The 17,230-nt window shown below is 62.2% G+C and carries 17 protein-coding genes; 9 read left to right on the top strand and 8 right to left on the bottom strand.

From position 1 onward, the window contains the following. The 3 genes from OS035_RS06955 to ubiE all read right to left on the bottom strand — a co-directional run bounded on the left by OS035_RS06955 (position 1) and on the right by ubiE (position 4,186). Positions 1–1,587, bottom strand: a complete 1,587-nt coding sequence (locus OS035_RS06955) for an aromatic amino acid lyase (RefSeq protein WP_097624635.1) — start codon at positions 1,585–1,587, stop codon at positions 1–3. Positions 1,588–1,786: 199 nt separating this feature from the next. Next, positions 1,787–3,361 (bottom strand): 2-polyprenylphenol 6-hydroxylase, encoded by a 1,575-nt coding sequence (gene ubiB / locus OS035_RS06950; RefSeq protein ID WP_097624636.1) that lies wholly within the window; start codon positions 3,359–3,361, stop codon positions 1,787–1,789. Between the two features lie 48 nt (positions 3,362–3,409). Then, positions 3,410–4,186 carry a bifunctional demethylmenaquinone methyltransferase/2-methoxy-6-polyprenyl-1,4-benzoquinol methylase UbiE gene (gene ubiE / locus OS035_RS06945; protein ID WP_097624637.1) on the bottom strand — a complete coding sequence of 259 codons (777 nt, stop codon included), beginning with the start codon at positions 4,184–4,186 and terminating at the stop codon, positions 3,410–3,412. A 149-nt stretch (positions 4,187–4,335) separates the two neighbouring features. Between ubiE and mutM the strand changes: the two genes are divergently transcribed. The 5 genes from mutM (at position 4,336) to OS035_RS06920 (ending at position 10,142) form a co-directional block, all read left to right on the top strand. Next, a complete protein-coding gene (mutM, locus tag OS035_RS06940; RefSeq protein ID WP_097624638.1) occupies positions 4,336–5,241 on the top strand; it encodes a bifunctional DNA-formamidopyrimidine glycosylase/DNA-(apurinic or apyrimidinic site) lyase in 906 nt (301 codons plus the stop codon). A gap of 15 nt (positions 5,242–5,256) precedes the next feature. Next, complete coding sequence (locus OS035_RS06935) at positions 5,257–6,030, top strand: enoyl-CoA hydratase (RefSeq protein ID WP_331813568.1); 774 nt, start codon at positions 5,257–5,259, stop codon at positions 6,028–6,030. A 191-nt stretch (positions 6,031–6,221) separates the two neighbouring features. Then, the gene (gene rpsT, locus OS035_RS06930; protein ID WP_003570835.1) at positions 6,222–6,500 is read left to right on the top strand and encodes a 30S ribosomal protein S20; all 279 of its coding nucleotides are present in this window, start codon (positions 6,222–6,224) and stop codon (positions 6,498–6,500) included. Positions 6,501–7,341: 841 nt separating this feature from the next. Continuing rightward, positions 7,342–8,895, top strand: coding sequence for a chromosomal replication initiator protein DnaA (gene dnaA, locus OS035_RS06925; protein WP_331813610.1), 1,554 nt, complete (start codon positions 7,342–7,344; stop codon positions 8,893–8,895). Positions 8,896–9,059: 164 nt separating this feature from the next. Continuing rightward, the gene (locus tag OS035_RS06920) at positions 9,060–10,142 is read left to right on the top strand and encodes a saccharopine dehydrogenase family protein (protein ID WP_003589021.1); all 1,083 of its coding nucleotides are present in this window, start codon (positions 9,060–9,062) and stop codon (positions 10,140–10,142) included. A 62-nt stretch (positions 10,143–10,204) separates the two neighbouring features. On the opposite strand, the gene hemW is transcribed toward OS035_RS06920, so the two are convergent. The 4 genes from hemW to rph are packed head-to-tail and all read right to left on the bottom strand — an operon-like array spanning position 10,205 to position 13,203. Further along, a complete protein-coding gene (gene hemW / locus OS035_RS06915; protein ID WP_183779127.1) occupies positions 10,205–11,407 on the bottom strand; it encodes a radical SAM family heme chaperone HemW in 1,203 nt (400 codons plus the stop codon). A 9-nt stretch (positions 11,408–11,416) separates the two neighbouring features. After that, positions 11,417–12,061, bottom strand: coding sequence for an RdgB/HAM1 family non-canonical purine NTP pyrophosphatase (gene rdgB / locus OS035_RS06910; RefSeq protein ID WP_097624642.1), 645 nt, complete (start codon positions 12,059–12,061; stop codon positions 11,417–11,419). A 9-nt stretch (positions 12,062–12,070) separates the two neighbouring features. Continuing rightward, positions 12,071–12,487 carry a VOC family protein gene (locus OS035_RS06905; RefSeq protein ID WP_331813567.1) on the bottom strand — a complete coding sequence of 139 codons (417 nt, stop codon included), beginning with the start codon at positions 12,485–12,487 and terminating at the stop codon, positions 12,071–12,073. After that, on the bottom strand, positions 12,484–13,203 hold the full coding sequence (gene rph, locus OS035_RS06900; RefSeq protein WP_097624644.1) for a ribonuclease PH: 720 nt from the start codon (positions 13,201–13,203) through the stop codon (positions 12,484–12,486). Before rph ends, OS035_RS06905 begins: the two co-directional genes overlap by 4 nt. 127 nt (positions 13,204–13,330) lie before the next feature. On the opposite strand from rph, the gene hrcA reads away from it, so the two are divergent. Further along, positions 13,331–14,419 carry a heat-inducible transcriptional repressor HrcA gene (gene hrcA / locus OS035_RS06895; RefSeq protein WP_183779129.1) on the top strand — a complete coding sequence of 363 codons (1,089 nt, stop codon included), beginning with the start codon at positions 13,331–13,333 and terminating at the stop codon, positions 14,417–14,419. Positions 14,420–14,528: 109 nt separating this feature from the next. Then, positions 14,529–15,161, top strand: a complete 633-nt coding sequence (gene grpE, locus OS035_RS06890) for a nucleotide exchange factor GrpE (protein WP_054182041.1) — start codon at positions 14,529–14,531, stop codon at positions 15,159–15,161. 30 nt (positions 15,162–15,191) lie between these two features. On the opposite strand, the gene OS035_RS06885 is transcribed toward grpE, so the two are convergent. Beyond that, positions 15,192–16,136 (bottom strand): nucleoside hydrolase, encoded by a 945-nt coding sequence (locus OS035_RS06885; RefSeq protein WP_097624844.1) that lies wholly within the window; start codon positions 16,134–16,136, stop codon positions 15,192–15,194. A gap of 238 nt (positions 16,137–16,374) precedes the next feature. On the opposite strand from OS035_RS06885, the gene OS035_RS06880 reads away from it, so the two are divergent. After that, entirely contained in the window at positions 16,375–16,800 is a 426-nt protein-coding gene (locus OS035_RS06880; protein WP_097624647.1) for an Hsp20 family protein, read from the top strand. Between the two features lie 47 nt (positions 16,801–16,847). After that, a complete protein-coding gene (locus tag OS035_RS06875; RefSeq protein WP_003570822.1) occupies positions 16,848–17,105 on the top strand; it encodes a DUF1150 family protein in 258 nt (85 codons plus the stop codon). Positions 17,106–17,230 lie beyond the last annotated feature (125 nt).

Raw genomic sequence — 17,230 nt, 5'->3', positions numbered from 1 at the left:
TCAGATTGCCTGCGCCTCGTGGCGGGTCAGCCGCTCCTCGATATGCTCCAGTGATCCGAGCGCAAAGAAATCGTCGAAGGAGGCGATCGGAACCTGTGCAGTCAGTCTCGACAGGAAGTCGTCCGAGCCGAGCTCCTCCTCGATTGCCTCCACCTCAGCCGAAAGCGGCCGGTCCACGATATAGAAATCCGCATGTTTGCGCACGACCTCGTAGAGCATGGCGGCAACGCCCTTCGGTTCATCGCCGAGGATGTCGATCGCCTGGGCGGAGAGCAGTGCCTCCAGCGCCGCCAGGCGCTTCAACGCCTGCATCTGCCGCTCGAAGCGCTCGATGACCAGCGGCAGGAACGCCGCCTCGTCCTCCAGCCCGGCCGCCACCACCAGCGACTGCGCCGACACCGGATTGGACATCGACAGCACGCGCGAAAAAATCTCGCCGGCAAGTTTGATGATCGGCCCGAATCCGGTGGCGATCCGCCCCGGCGGCACGAGATTGACCGGCAGGTCGCGCCGCTGGCCGTTGCCGAGAATGACGCAGCGGTTGAAGGCGTTGCGCGCCGCATGCGCCATGCAGAGGGCGGCCGATTCGAGCAGGATCGTCACGTCGAGCGGAAGCGATCCGCCCGAGGTCATCACCCGGCCTTCGACCACCACGGGATTGTCGTCCGAACGCCCGGTGGCGGCAAGGATTTTGTGGCCGGTCGATAGCAGGTTTTCGATGACCGCACCGAACACCTGGGCAATCATGCGCAGGCTGAGCGGATCCTGCACATGCGTTGCAACAGGCCAGTTCCAGTCATCGGATGCGTTGCAGAGCCAGGCGCCGATCAGCGCCTCGCGCGCGGTGCCGACATGGCGGACCGCCTTCCACGGATCACGCGATGCGCCGAGCGCACCGGCCGCCATCATCGCCGTCGCCAGCAGGATCCGGATCGAGGCCGCCGCATTGCGCGTCGTTTCCGCCGCCGCGGCAAAACTTACCGCATTGATGCTGAGCGAGGCGAGGCTGTCGCGCGGCGCCATCCGCACCGGCTCCAGCCCGGCCGCCCGGAAGGCTTCCGCTGCCTGCATGCGGTTGCCGCGATAGATCGCTTCGCCGACCCCGGTCAGCACCGCGCCGATCTGCCCCATCAGGCCGATATCGGCGCAGCCGATCGAGCCGGTGCGGCGCACGACCGGGATGAGATCGGCTTTCAGCATGGTGATATAGGCCTCGATCAACTCCGGCGTGCAGCCGACCTGGCCGGTCAGAGCCGTATTGACGCGGATCGCCATGGCATTGCGGACGACATTGCAGGAAAACGGCGTGCCGGTGCCGAAATGATGGGCGCGCACCAGGCCGAGATTGAAGGTGTCGAGTTCGTCGGCCGACCATTCCACATCCTTCATGGCGCCGACGCCAGTCGTCGAGCCGTAGACGGGCATGCCGGAGGCGATCGCATCCTCGACGATCTCGCGGGCAATGGCGATGCGCGCCATGCCGGTGGCCGAAGCCGAAATCGTCGCCTTGCCCGCACCGATCGTCACCATCTCGGCAAAACCGAGCGGCCGTCCGGAAAGTTCGATGCCAGGGCGTTCGTGCTGCATGTGCCATATCTCCTAGAACAGGATGATCTTAGGCCGGTCCGGCCGAAAATCTGAATCCCGTTCCAAATTAAAGAGCTAGAGCATGATGTCGCCCGAAAACCGCTTACACTTCGGCATCATGCTCTAACGGCGAGACTAAGCGAGCCCTCGGTCGCATGGGATATCCTAAATGCCGAACACAGCATGTTTTACCGATGGATCAGCTCAGCATCCAGGCAATATAGAGAAGCGTCAATGCAATGACCCAAAGGGCGATCCTGGCCGAGCGGTTGTGTCGCGCCTCGGCCTTGCCGATCGCCTCAGCCGTCTGCGCGTCGAAGCGTAAGCCGTGTTCGCTCATGTGCAGAAGCTGGTGGTGGAATTTTTCGGTCTTCGCCGCAATTTCCGGCACGGCTTCGGCAAGTTTGACCGCCGCCTTCAGCCCATCCTTGAGGTCGGTGGCGATCCGCTTCGGGCCGAGATTGGTGCGGATCCAGTCGCCGACGACAGGCTCGGAGGCTTTCCACATGTTGAAGCGCGGGTTGAGCATGCGCGACACGCCCTCGACCACCACCATGGTCTTCTGCAACATTACCAGCTCCGGCCGTGTCGCCATGTCGAAGAGTTCGGTCACTTCGAACAGCAGCGTCAAGAGTTTGCCCATGGAGATCGTCTCGGCCGGCTGCCCATGGATCGGCTCGCCGATCGCCCGGATCGCCTGGGCAAAACTCTCGACATTGTGGTGGCCCGGCACATAGCCCGCCTCGAAATGCACCTCGGCGACGCGGATATAGTCGCGGGTGATGAAGCCATAGAGGATTTCGGCGAGGAACCGCCGTTCCTTTTTGCCAAGCCGTCCGACAATGCCCATGTCGACCGCAACGATCATGCCGTCCGCATCGACGAAGAGATTGCCCGGATGCATGTCGGCATGGAAGAAGCCGTCGCGCAGCGTGTGGCGCAGGAAGGACTGGATCAGCGTGTCGGCAAGCAGGTTGAGATCGTGGCCGGCCGCGCGCAGTCCTTCGACGTCGGACATGCGGGTGCCGTCGATCCATTCCATGGTGATGACATCGCGCCCGGTGCGCTCCCAGTCGACCTTCGGCACGCGGAAGCCGGGATCCTTTTCGGTATTCTCGGCGATTTCGGAGAGGGCGGCCGCCTCGAGGCGAAGATCCATCTCCACCTTCGTCGTCTGCTCCAGCGTCTTCGTCACCTCGACCGGCCGCAGCCGTCGGCTGGAGGCCAGGAAACGCTCCTGCATATGGGCAACGAGGTACATCGCCTCGATGTCATGAGCAAAACGCTGGCGCACGCCGGGCCGCACGATCTTGACGGCGACCTTCTTGCGGCCCTCGGATGTTTCGACTTCGGCCGGATGCACCTGGGCGATCGAGGCGGCGGCGATCGGCTCGCCGAAGCTCGCATAGAGTTCGCCGATCGGCCGCCCGAGCGAGCCTTCGATATTGGCCTTGGCGGCAGCCGAGGGGAAGAAGGCCATCCGATCCTGCAACTGCGACAGGTCGTTGGCGAATTCGACGCCGACCACGTCAGGCCGCGTTGCCAGGAACTGCCCGATTTTCACATAGGAGGGGCCGAGCCGCTCGACGGCATGCGCCAACCGGTCGCTGCGCTTCTGATGGCGCGCCTTGCTGCGCTCGAAAATCGTCACGAAGGATTTGGCGAGCGCCACCGGAGGCGGCAGGCCTTCGGACGGCAGAGCTGACACGACGCCCTCACGCACGAGCACCCAGCCGACGCGCCAAAGGCGGAAATAGGCCCCGAACGTGCTCATGCTGCAGTGCCCCGCCGGCCGAGGTTGGTGTTTGCTTCCCTCATTCCCTCAGAGCTTCCAGCCGGAATGCAGCGCGGCGATGCCGCCGGTATAGTTGGTGTAGGTGACGCGGGAAAAGCCGGCCTGACGGATCATCGCCGCGAAATTCTCCTGGTTGGGGAATTTGCGGATCGATTCCACCAGATACTGGTAGGGTTCGGCATCGCCGGTAATCGCCTTGCCGAATTGCGGAATGGCATTGAACGACCAGGCGTCATAAATCTTGTCGAGCAGCGGCATGTCGACCTCGGAAAATTCGAGCACCAGCAGCCGTCCGCCGCGCTTCAGCACGCGATAGGCCTCTGACAGTGCGGCATCGATCCGCGGCACGTTGCGGATGCCGAAGGCGATCGTATAGGCGTCGAAGCTCGCCGCCTCGAAGGGCAGTTCCTCGGCATTCGCCTCGACGAAGGTGAGATTGCCGGAAAGCTTCTTCTTTTCCGCCCGCTCGGCGCCGACGCCGAGCATCGAGCCGTTGATATCGAGCACGGTCGCATGCGCCTGCCGGCCCGAGGCCTCGACGATGCGGAAGGCGATGTCGCCGGTGCCGCCGGCAACGTCGAGCACCTTGTAGCCCTGCTCCTTGCGCGGGTTCAGCGCCGAAATCATCGCGTCTTTCCAGGCGCGGTGCATGCCCATCGACATGACGTCGTTCATGATGTCGTAGCGCTTGGCGACCTTGTGGAACACCTGGTTGACCAGGTCCTGCTTCTCGCCGCCCGGCACCTCGCGGAAGCCGTAGGAGGTCTCCATGCCGCCATCGGCGGAAGTGCGGCTTTCAGGCATCAGACTGCTCCGTTCCTCGATATTCAGCCGCGCAGGCCATAGCGAAAGACCGCGCGCGACGTTATCACTGGGCCGCGCTCTCCGCGGACCACTGGCGCTATAGCGCACATCGTCCTCGGTTGAAACACGTTAGATACAGATGGGTTAAGATGCCGGAATTGCCAGAAGTCGAAACGGTAAAACGCGGCCTGGCGCCGGCGATGGAGGGGGCTCGTATTGCCAGGCTTGAGCTGCGCCGTGGGGATCTGCGCTTTCCCTTTCCCGACGCTTTCGCCGACAGGGTTTCCGGCCGCACCATCGTCAGCCTTGGCCGCCGCGCCAAATATCTGCTGGTCGATCTCGACGATGGCAACACGCTGATTTCCCATCTCGGCATGTCCGGCTCTTTTCGGATCGAGGAGGGTCGCATCGAGGAGGGCGCTGGCGCGGCCACGCCTGGCGAATTCCACCATGCCCGCTCGAAGGACGAGAAGCACGATCACGTCGTCTTTCATCTGGAAAGTCCAGCCGGTCCGCGCCGCGTTGTCTATAATGATCCGCGCCGTTTCGGCTTCATGGATATGGTGGGGCGCGCCGATCTTGCCGCCCATCCCTTCTTCCGCGATCTCGGCCCGGAGCCGACGGGAAACGAGCTCGGCGCCGCCTATCTCGCCGAGCGCTTCCGCGACAAGGCGCAGCCGTTGAAGAGTGCGCTGCTCGACCAGAAGAATATTGCCGGTCTCGGCAATATATATGTTTGCGAGGCGCTGTGGCGCGCCCATCTTTCGCCGATCCGCGCCGCCGGCACGCTGGTGACGGCAGGCGGCCGGCCGAAGGAGCAGCTCAACCTGCTCGTCGCCTCGATCCGCCATGTCATTGCCGATGCCATCGCCGCCGGCGGATCCTCGCTGCGCGACCATATCCAGACCGACGGATCGCTCGGCTATTTCCAGCATTCCTTCTCCGTCTATGATCGCGAAGGTCAGGCTTGCCGCACGCCCGGCTGCGGCGGTACGGTCGCCCGCATCGTCCAGGCGGGCCGCTCCACCTTCTATTGCGCCACCTGCCAGAAGTAAGAACGGGAGAACAGCATGGCCTATGAGACCCTGATCGTCGAAACCCGAGGCAATGTCGGCCTCGTCACGCTGAACCGACCGCAGGCGCTGAACGCGCTGAATTCCACCGTCCTGAAGGAGTTGAAGGAGGCCTATGCCGCCTTCCATGCCGACGAGGCGGTCGGCGCGATCGTCATCACCGGTTCGGAACGCGCCTTTGCCGCCGGCGCCGATATCAAGGAGATGCAGGCGCTTCAGTTCGCCGATATCTATAAGAGTGATTTCATCAGCGGCTGGGAGGAGGTCGCCAAGGCCCGCAAGCCGGTCATCGCCGCCGTCAGCGGCTTTGCGCTCGGCGGCGGCTGCGAGCTTGCGATGATGTGCGATTTCATCATCGCTTCGGAAACGGCGAAGTTCGGCCAGCCGGAAATCACCCTCGGCGTCATCCCCGGCATGGGCGGCTCGCAGCGGCTGACGCGCGCCGTCGGCAAGGCGAAGGCAATGGATCTCATCCTGACCGGCCGCATGATGGATGCGGCCGAAGGCGAACGCTCGGGACTCGTTTCGCGTGTGGTGGCGCCCGAGCGTCTGCTCGACGAGGCGTTGGCGGCGGCGGAAAAGATCGCCTCGCTTTCTCAGCCTTCGGTGCTGATGGCCAAGGAGGCGGTCAATCGCGCGTTCGAGACCACGCTGGAGGAGGGGCTCCGCTTCGAACGCCGGCTGTTTCACAGTCTGTTTGCCACCGACGATCAGAAGGAAGGCATGGCGGCCTTCGTCGAGAAGCGCAAACCGGCTTTTAAGCACCGTTGAACGCTTTTCGGCGGTTCCGGCTGCAAAGCTTGAAAATCCGCGTTGACGTGGGCCGGCTTTAGAGTTATATGCCCGCCCACGGTTCGGAAAGCCGGTTTGGTTTTCCGCGATTGCTCCCGCATTGCTGGATTTTGTGGCCGCAGGGCCCGCGGTAATGGCGGAGTTTGTTCGAATTCTTGAGAGAGGCATCCATGGCCAATACAACTTCGGCGAAAAAAGCGACCCGCAAGATCGCCCGCCGTACCGACGTCAATAAGGCTCGTCGCTCGCGCGTTCGTACGTTCGTTCGCCAGGTCGAAGAGGCCATCGCATCCGGTGACGCCGCCAAGGCGAAGGAAGCTTTCCTGGCGGCTCAGCCCGAGCTTGCCCGCGCCGCCAGCAAGGGCGTGCTGCATGCCAACACGGCATCGCGCAAGGTCTCGCGCCTGGCCGCTCGTGTGAAGGCTCTTTCGGTCACCGCGACCGCGTAATCTTCCGTTAAGAACTTCCTCGTTATGATTAGCCCGGTAATTTTACCGGGCTTTTTCGATTCCGCCGATCAGCCCCTCTATGGTTAATCCTGCGACTGTTTCGTGTCAGCGCCATGACAGGAAAAATTGTTTGATAACAAACACTTGCGCAAGGATGCTTTCACGCCACGCGACTCTGACCCGACGTTCCGGGACCAGGGGGGAGTCAAGAAGATTTTTATTTTTTTTCTTTCCATGCGTGTCCAAATAGCCCGAACGGGGAATCTCCTTGATTCAAAAGCGATTCTTTTTTGACGGTGGTGTGACGCCCGAAAAGGGCAGGCGGAGTCAATGCCCGCTTCTTAATTTTGCGTAAAATTCATCGTTGATATTGCCTTTTGATCCTGCCTAAATGGCTTCCAACAGAGGGCGCGGACATCACCTGTAGAGGCTCGGTCTTAACTGCCACGTCGGCAGGGCGATAAGTTTGTGCCATTTGTTACGGAGCCTTGCGCTTCCGTTTTTTCAAGCACTCGACGGATTTGGGCCGTAACGTGGCTGTTACGGGCAGGGATGTTTTGTGCCTTCAGTGGCCACACGTTTAAGGCGAGGTCGCCGGAGAAGGTTAAAGTAATATTGCGTACGGGCTGATCGGTCGAAAACGAGGATCGACCGCCAGCCTGGCACGGAAAGCCGGTGAAGGTTGCCGCATGAACGCGGTCCCTGCAACGGTGTTCTGCGCCATGTTTGAGTGAACCGGCAGGTAAGCGGCTTCATGAGGATGCCGTCAGCTCGCCAAAGCGGGGAATAATCGGGCGGCTATTTTAGCGGAAGCCGCCCGGTGGAATTGAAAGGCGGCATTATGCAGATGAATACGATGATGACGGCGGGCGGGCCCGACAATGGGGATGTGGCACCGCAGGCGTTTGGCTCCATTCGCCTCGAAGGGGGAGAAGCAAAGGCGGAAATGAAGCACAGCATCTTGTTTGAGCGCGTCAGCGCGCGCTTGAAGGCCCAGGTCGGCCCTGACGTCTATGCCAGCTGGTTCGCCCGGCTGAAGCTGCATTCGGTGTCGAAGAGCGTGGTTCGCCTGTCGGTTCCCACCACCTTCCTGAAGTCGTGGATCAACAATCGTTATCTCGATCTCATCACCGGTCTGTTCCAGGCCGAGGATCCGGAAATTCTGAAGATCGAGGTCCTGGTGCGCACTGCGACGCGCAGCGGCACGAAGGCGCTTGATGAGGCGGTTCAGCCCGAGCCGGTCGTTGCCCCCCAGGCGCGCCGCCCCGCAAGCGCCCAGCCGGCCGGCCAGGCCGTCCAGCAGGCGGTTTCCTCCGTTGCCGCGGCAAGGCCCGCAAGCTTTGGCGCGCCGCTCTTCGGTTCGCCGCTCGACAGCCGTTTCACCTTCGACACCTTCGTCGAAGGCAGCTCGAACCGCGTCGCACTTGCGGCCGCCAAGACGATCGCCGAAGCCGGTTCCGGCGCCGTGCGCTTCAATCCGCTGTTCATCCATTCGACGGTCGGCCTCGGCAAGACCCACCTGTTGCAGGCGATCGCCAATGCGGCGGTGCAGAACCCGCGGGCGCTGCGCGTCGTCTATCTGACGGCCGAGTATTTCATGTGGCGCTTCGCCACCGCGATCCGCGACAATGATGCGCTGACGCTGAAGGATTCGCTGCGCAACATCGATCTCCTGATCATCGACGACATGCAGTTCCTGCAGGGCAAGATGATCCAGCACGAATTCTGCCATCTCCTCAACATGCTGCTCGACAGCGCCAAGCAGGTCGTCGTCGCCGCCGACCGCGCCCCCTGGGAGCTGGAATCGCTCGACCCGCGTGTGCGCTCGCGCCTGCAGGGCGGTGTCGCGATCGAATTCGACGCGCCGGATTACGAGATGCGCCTCGAGATCCTCAGGCGTCGCCTTGCTGCGGCCCGGCTTGAAGATCCGTCGCTCGAAATTCCGGCCGAACTGCTCCAGCACGTCGCCCGCAACGTCACGGCCAGCGGCCGCGAGCTGGAAGGGGCTTTCAACCAGCTGGTCTTCCGCCGCTCCTTCGAGCCGAACCTGTCGATCGAGCGCGTCGACGAACTGCTCGCCCATCTCGTTGGCTCCGGCGAACCCCGCCGCGTGCGTATCGAGGATATCCAGCGCATCGTCGCGAGGCACTACAATGTCTCGCGCCAGGAACTGGTCTCGAACCGCCGCACCCGCGTCATCGTAAAGCCGCGCCAGATCGCCATGTATCTGTCGAAGACGCTGACGCCGCGCTCCTTCCCCGAGATCGGACGCCGTTTCGGTGGACGCGATCACACGACCGTGCTGCACGCCGTGCGCAAGATCGAAGAGCTGATTTCCGGAGACACCAAGCTGTCGCATGAGGTCGAGCTTCTGAAGCGGCTGATCAACGAATAACGACCCGATTTTCGGAAAACGTTGACGGCTGGAAGCGATTCCGGCCGTTTTGCTTTATGAGCTTTTTATTCTATACCTCCGGCCACCCCGTGCATGCCCGATTTGGAGCGGCGTGTGCCGGGCAAAGACTGAGGCGCCGAAGAGGGCGCATGGGAGGATCATAAATGAGTTTTAGAAAGATCGCCGTTCTCGGCCTGGGCAAGGTCGGACGGCTGGCGGCGACGCTGTTGCATGAAGGTGGTTTCGAGGTCATCGGCGTCGATGCGCAACTGCCGCTGAGCGACGTTCCCTTCAAGTGCCGCGCCGGCGATATCTCGGACCCGCAAGTGGTCGGCGAACTGTTGTCGAATGTCGAGGCGGTGCTCTCCTGCCTGCCTTACCATCTGAACATCGAATTGGCGCGCGCCGCCCATCTCGCCGGCATTCATTATTTCGACCTGACCGAAGACGTTCCCACCACCAATTTCATCATCGAATTGTCGAAGACCGCCCGCGGCCTGATGGCGCCGCAATGCGGCCTGGCCCCGGGTTTCGTCGGCATCGTTGGCGCCAGCCTTGCCGACGGCTTCGATCGCTGCCGTTCGATCCGCATGCGCGTCGGCGCCCTGCCGCAGCATCCGACGGGGCTGCTGGGTTATGCCTTCAACTGGTCGCCCGAAGGCGTCGTCAACGAATATCTGAACGATTGCGAGGTCATCGAAGGCGGCGTGCGCAAGCTGGTCTCGCCGATGGAATGGCACGAGACCGTCTATGTCGGCGGCGTCAAGCTCGAAGCCTTCACGACCTCGGGCGGCCTCGGCACCATGTGCGACACCATGCTCGGCAAGATCGACAATCTCGACTACAAGACCATGCGTTATCCCGGTCACATGGAACTGATGAACTTCTTCTTCCACGAGCTTCTGATGCGCGACAAGCGCAAGCTCGCCGGCGAGATTCTGACCAATGCCAAGCCGCCGGTTGAAGACGATGTTGTCTATGTCCATGTCGCCGCCGAGGGCACGGAGAACGGCAGCCTGCGCCGCAAGGAGTTCGTGCGCGCCTATTACCCGATCGAGATTGCCGGTGCACGCCGCACGGCGATCGCCTGGACGACGTCAGCCTCCGTCGTTGCCGTTATCGAAATGGTCCGCGACGGCCTGCTGCCGGCGACCGGCTTCCTGCACCAGGAGCATATTCCGCTGGAGATGTTCTTGAAGACGCCGACCGGCAGCCTGTTCAAGGCCGGCGCCACCAGCCACGGCTGAGAATTGTTTTCCAACGCGGCGTTGATGTCATCGCCGCGTTGGAAACAATCCGTTGTCAGATGTCAGCAGGCGAGATCGGCGACGACGGAATCGAGGATCAGCATGCCCGCCGGCGTGCAGCGCAGCCGTGAATTGCCGATCCGCTCGATGAATTTGTGTTCGAGCAGAAACTCTTCGCGCTTCGGGTCGAGGTCACGGCCGGAAAGCTGCTGCCAGCGGGCAAGATCGACGCCTTCCCTGAGCCGCAACCCCATCAGCAGCAGTTCGTCGGACTGTTCCTCGTAGCCGAGCCGCTCCTCGTCAAGAATGCCGTGGCCGTCGCGCTCGACCATGTCGAGCCAGGCTTCCGGCTTGCGCTCGGTCGCCGTCGCGATCTTCTCGGGGCCACGCGTCAGCCGGCCGTGCGCGCCGGGGCCGATGCCGGCATAATCGCCGTAACGCCAATAGGTGAGGTTATGCCGGCTTTCGGCGCCCGGCCGGGCGTGGTTGGAAACCTCATAGGCCGGCATGCCCTCGCGCGCGGTGATTTCCTGCGTCGCCTCGTAGAGCACAGCCGACTGCTCGCCATCCGGCACGATCAGCTTGCCTGCTTTGTGCAGGCCGTAAAACGGTGTGCCTTCCTCGATGGTGAGTTGATAGAGCGAAAGATGATCGACCGCATAAGAGATCGCTTGCTTCAGCTCCCTTTCCCATTGCTCAACCGTCTGGTCCGGCCGGGCATAGATGAGGTCGAAAGACATGCGCGGAAAAATGTCGCGCGCCAGCCGGATCGCCTTCAGCGCGTCGGCGACATCATGCAGCCGGCCGAGAAATTTCAGGTCGCGATCATCAAGTGCCTGCACGCCGAGTGAGACGCGGTTGACGCCGGCCGCCCGGTAACCGCGGAAGCGATCGGCCTCGACACTGGAGGGATTGGCCTCCATGGTGATCTCGATACCATCGGGCACGTGCCAGTGCCGGGCAATGCCGTCGAGAATGGCGGAGACTGTTTCCGGCTTCATCAGCGACGGCGTGCCGCCGCCGAGGAAGATGCTCGTCACCGTCTTCGGCCCGCTCATTGCCCGGATCGCCGCCATCTCCTTCAGGAAGGCTGCTGCAAAGCGCTCCTGATCCACCGGCTGGTGGCGCACATGGCTGTTGAAATCGCAATAAGGACACTTCGCCGCGCAGAAGGGCCAATGCACATAGACCCCGAAACCGGGCTCGCCGGTATCGGGCAGCAGCGCAGCATCGCGCGAGGAGCCTGGCGTGTCGAAATTGTCCACTTCGCGACCTTATGCCTCCAGGCAGGTTTCGACAAAGAGTTTGAAGGCACGCGCCCGGTGGGACAGCGCCTGCGGCTTGCCGATGTTCCAGCCGTGTTTTTCCTCGCCGCTCATCTCGCCGAAAGTGACGCCGTAACCTTCCGGCTGGAAGACCGGATCGTAGCCGAAGCCCTGCGTGCCGCGCGGCGGCCAGACGACATTGCCTTCCACTTCGCCGCGGAAGAGCTCGGTATGGCCGTCCGGCCAGGCGAGGCAGAGCACGCTGACGAAACGCGCGGTGCGCTGTTCCGGCTTGCTCGCGCCCGCATCCTGCAGCGCCTTTTCCACCTTCGCCATCGCCATGTCGAAATCGCGTGTGCCGTCCGATGTCTCTGCCCAATTGGCGGTGTAGACGCCGGGATCGCCGCCGAGCGCATCGACCACCAGCCCGGAATCGTCCGACAGCGCCGGCATGCCGGCTGCATTGGCGGAGGCCACCGCCTTGATCGTCGCATTCTCCTCGAAGCTGGTGCCGGTTTCGTCAGGTTCGACGAAATTCAGCTCGGCCGCCGATTTGGCGGTGAAGCCGAGCGGTCCGATCAGTTCCTGGATCTCGCGGATCTTGCCGGCATTGTGGCTGGCGACGACGATGGTCTTCGTTTCGAGCTTGCGCATTCAGATATCCTATTCGATGCCCCAGATTTTAGCCTCCGCGCATTCCAGGCTGTTGCCGGCTGGATCGCGGAAATAGATGGAGCGGCCGCCATTCGGCCAATGCACCTCGGATTCGATCGCCACACCGGCCGCCGTCAGCCGTTCGGCCATCGCATTGATGTTGCGGCCGGACACCCGAAAGCAGGCATGGCCCTGTCCGGTCGTGCCATGCGGCGGCACCTGCAGCGCGTCAGGCGACGGCGGCTTCACGGTTTCCTCCGGACTGAAGATCAACAGAACGCCGGGGCCGCAGCGGAAGAAGACATGCCGGTTGGCGGCGCGGGTGATCTTTTCAAGCCCGAGGACGCACTCGTAGAACGCCTCCGCCTCATCGAGATCGCGCGCATAAAGCGCCGTTTCCAGCATGCCTTCCAGCATGGGGTTCATCCCGCAATCGCCTGTTTCTGCAGGGCGACGAGTTCGCCGATGCCGTTCTTGGCAAGACCCATCAGCGAAGTGAATTCCTCTTCGCTAAATGGCGTGCCTTCGGCCGTTCCCTGGATTTCGACGATGCCGCCGGCGCCGGTCATGACGAAATTGGCGTCGGTCTCGGCCGAGGAATCCTCGAGGTAATCGAGATCGATCACCGGCTGGCTGGCGAAAACGCCGCAGGAGATGGCGGCGACATGATCCTTCAGGACCCGGTCGACCTTGATCATGTTGCGGCTTTCCATCCATTTCAGGCAGTCGTAAAGCGCGATCCAGCCGCCGGTGATCGCGGCCGTCCGCGTGCCGCCATCGGCCTGGATGACGTCGCAATCAAGGGTGATCTGCCGCTCGCCGAGCGCCTGCAGGTCGACGACGGCGCGCAGCGACCGGCCGATCAGCCGCTGGATTTCCTGGGTGCGGCCGCCCTGCTTGCCGGCGGCCGCCTCGCGCTTCATGCGCTCGCCGGTCGCCCGCGGCAGCATGCCGTACTCAGCCGTGACCCAGCCCTTGCCGCTATTGCGCAGCCATGGCGGCGTCTTTTCTTCGAGGCTGGCCGTGCAGAGCACATGCGTATCGCCGAATTTCACCAGGCAGGAACCTTCCGCATGCTTGGAAAAATTGCGCTCGAACGAGACCTTGCGCATCTGGTCGATTTTTCTGCCTGAAGGCCGCATTCTTATCTCCTGGGGTTTGTTGACCGCTTCTACGATTGGCGGCGCCCATTTGCAAATTCCCTTTTGCCACGGCTGCGAGTTTGACTTACTTTTCGCGAAGTATCATCAGCGCGGGTTCGAGAGTTTCATGGGCATCAGGTCGACATCGGTTTCGGATGCCGTTGCTGCGCTGGACGAGCGCTCCAGGGAAATTTTTCGCCGCATCGTCGAGGGCTATCTGGAGAGCGGCGAGCCGCTCGGGTCGCGCAATCTGTCCCGCCTGCTGCCGATGTCGCTGTCGCCGGCCTCGGTGCGCAACGTCATGAGCGATCTCGAGGATCTCGGCCTCATCTATTCGCCGCATATCAGCGCCGGCCGGCTGCCGACCCAGATCGGCCTGCGTTTCTTTGTCGATGCCTTCATGCAGGTCGGCGATCTCTCCGCCGAGGACCGCGCCAGCATCGACCGCCAGGTGCGGGCCGAAAGCGGCGGCAATCCGGTGGAATCGATGATGAACGAGGCGAGCCGCATGCTGTCGGGCATTTCGCGCGGCGCCGGCTTGGTCATCACCTCGAAAAGCGATCCGGTGCTCAAACATGTCGAGTTCATCCGGCTGGAGCCGACAAAGGCGCTGGCCGTGCTCGTCGGCGATCACGACCAGGTGGAAAACCGCATCATCGAGCTGCCGGCGGGCGTTACCTCCTCGCAGCTGGCCGAGGCGGCGAATTTTCTCAATGCCCACATGTCCGGCCAGACCCTGCCGGAGCTGCGCAAACAATTAAGTCAGCTGAAGGATAACGTCCGCCACGAACTCGATGCCCTGTCGCGTGATCTCGTCGAGCGCGGCATCGCGGTCTGGGCCGGCAGCCCCGACGAGGGAAAGCCGGCGCAGCTGATCATCCGCGGCCGCGCCAACCTGCTTGAAGGTCTCGCCGGCGCCGAGGATCTCGACCGGCTGCGGATGCTGTTCGACGATCTCGAAAAGAAAGACAGCCTGATCGAGATCCTCAATCTCGCCGAAACCGGCTCGGGCGTGCGTATCTTTATCGGCTCGGAAAATAAGCTCTTCTCGCTGTCCGGCTCATCGCTCATCGTTGCGCCCTATCGTGACGACGACGATCGCATCGTCGGCGCCGTCGGCGTCATCGGCCCGACGCGGCTCAATTATTCCCGTATCGTGCCGATGGTGGACTACACTGCCCAGCTCGTCTCCCGGCTTTCACGCAATTCGCTTTGACCACTTTGACGAAGACCGCGGAATTTTCGCTTCTTTGTCACGCAGACTTGATTTTTTTCGGTCAAACCTCGATATCGGGCGCATCTGAAGACACCAACCGGAGACCGTCATGACCGATGACACGACGAAAAACGGACCTGACGCAACTGCGGCCGATGCCGCAGCCGACGCTGCCGCCTACGTCGAGAACGATATTGCGCAGGAAGAGGCGCCCCAGCCTGATGCACTCGAGCTTCTGAAAGCCGAAAACGGCGAACTGCGCGACCGCTATCTGCGCCTTGCCGCCGAAATGGATAATCTGCGCCGCCGCACCGAGCGTGAGGTCAAGGACGCCAAGTCCTATTCCGTCGCCGGTTTCGCGCGTGACATGCTCGCCGTCTCGGACAATCTGCGCCGGGCGCTGGATGCCATTCCGGCAGAGGTCAAGGACGCGGCCGATGCCGGCCTGACCACGCTGATCGAGGGCGTCGAGATGACCGAGCGCGCCATGCTGTCGGCGCTCGAGCGCCACGGCGTTCGCAAGCTGGAGCCGGTCGGCCAGAAGTTCGATCCGAATTTCCATCAGGCGATGTTCGAAGTGCCGAACCCGGATGTGCCGAACAACACGGTCGTCCAGGTCGTGCAGGCAGGCTTTTCCATCGGCGAGCGCGTGCTGCGCCCGGCCATGGTCGGCGTCGCCAAGGGCGGTCCGAAGGCCGCCGAAGCCGAAACCAATTCGGTCTTCGACGAGAAGGACGCCTGAACCTTCTCCCTTTGGAGAAGGATGCCGAAATCAGATGCGGGCGAAGCGTTCGATCAAAAGATCGAAGAAGCCGTCCGCATCGACTTGGCGCATGACCTTTGCATTGCGCTTGCGCTCGGTGACATGCCACCAGTCGACGACCGTCATGCCGACGGTGAGTTCGGAGTGGATCTCGATTTCGACATTGCAGTCCCGGCCGTTGAAAAGCTCCGGCTTCAGCAGGTAGGCGATCACGGTCGGGTCATGCAGCGGCCCGCCGTCGGAGCCGTATTTCTCGATATCGAAGCGTTCAAAGAATTCCAGCATCTCGACCATCGCCTTTGCCGGCGCCGTGCCGATCTCGGCCATGCGCTTCACCCGATCCTTGCGGGTCAGCAACTGGTGCGTCACGTCAAGCGGCATCATCACGATCGGAACGCCCGAGCGGAAGACGATATCGGCGGCCTCGGGATCGACGTAAATATTGAATTCGGCTGCCGGCGTGATGTTGCCGCCCTCGAAAAAACCGCCGCCCATCATCACCAATTCGCGGATGCGCGGGGCGATGTCGGGCGCCTTCTGTAAGGCCAGGCCGATATTGGTGAGCGGCCCGAGCGTGCAGAGCGTCACCGTGCCTTCTTCCTCACGCCGCAGCGTCTCGATGATGAAGTCGACGGCATGTCCCGTTTGCAGCGCCATCGTCGGCTCGCTGAGGTGAGGACCGTCGAGGCCGGTCTTGCCGTGTACATGCTCGGCGGTCACCAGCTTGCGGGCGATCGGCGCGTCGGCGCCGGCAAAGACCTTCGTCTCCGTCTGGCCGCAGAGTTCACAGACGATGCGCGCATTGCGGCTGGTCAGCGAAAGCGGCACGTTGCCGGCGACCGTGGTGATCCCCAGCAACTCCAGCTCGTCGGGACTGCCGAAGGCCAGCATAATGGCGGCCGCGTCGTCCTGGCCGGGATCCGTGTCAATGATGATCTTTCTTGCGCTTGCCATCCGATGCACCGTTTTCTTCATTTCTCGTCACAAATCGGCACATTCTGCGCCGGCCCGTTTTGATGCGAGGCAGCCGGCGCTTTGTCAAGCAAGGAGCCATCACCACCTTAAAATTGAGGGGTGGTGCCGAGACGTCACCCGCGTCTTGCAGCGCCGGGGTGCTGTCCCCATATTAGCGGCATCCGGATGCTGCCCTTAAGGTCCGGGATGGTCGCTTGCATCAAGGACTTGAAAAGAGATGAGCCGCATTACCCCTTTCGCCAGCCCGCTGCTTCTGGGCTTCGATGCCATGGAAAAGACGCTGGAGCGCATTTCCAAGGCGAGCGACGGATATCCGCCTTACAATATCGAACGCATCGCCGCCGATAACGGCGCGCCGGAACGTCTGCGCATCACGCTGGCTGTCGCCGGCTTCGGCGAGGAGGAACTCGATGTTTCCATTGAGGAGAACCAGCTTCTGATTCGCGGCCGTCAGGTGGAGCACGGCGAACGGGACTATCTCTATCGCGGCATCGCCGCCCGTCAGTTCCAGCGCACCTTCGTTCTGGCCGACGGCATGCAGGTGCTCGGCGCCGGTCTGAAGAACGGTCTGCTCTCCGTCGATCTAATTCGACCGGAGCCCGCGCGCATGGTCAAGAAAATTAACATTTCGGTCTCACAGTAGCACAACGGTTTGTCGAACCGTTGGTCCCTTCTTCCGGAGGAACAGGAATGTTGATGAAAGAAGCCACGTCTCACTTGACCAAATCCGAGCTTGCCCACATCGGCAGCGGCGAGGTCGCCTATATCAGAAAGATGCGCACCGAAGAGGTCGCCAAGTGTTTTCCCGAGGCGCCGGATATCGATCCGAACGTCGATCTCTGGGCACTTTTCGGCGCCGACGGCACGCCGATCCTCTTGACGGACAACCGCTCCAGCACCTTCTTCAAGGCTGCCGAGGATGAATTGAAGACGGTCAGCCTCCACTGACCGTCAAGATAATGCCTGGCGCGTTGTGCTGCTTTTGCGGTGCACTATCGCTTATTCGATTTCGCTGCGGAGGCTGCGTCAGGATAGGCTCATCGTTCGTGCCACACGGCACGCCCGTCACTATT

The sequence above is a fragment of the Rhizobium sp. 268 genome, from assembly GCF_036571585.1.
Taxonomy (GTDB): Bacteria; Pseudomonadota; Alphaproteobacteria; order Rhizobiales; family Rhizobiaceae; genus Rhizobium; species Rhizobium redzepovicii.
This window is presented reverse-complemented; position numbering and strand designations above follow the sequence as displayed.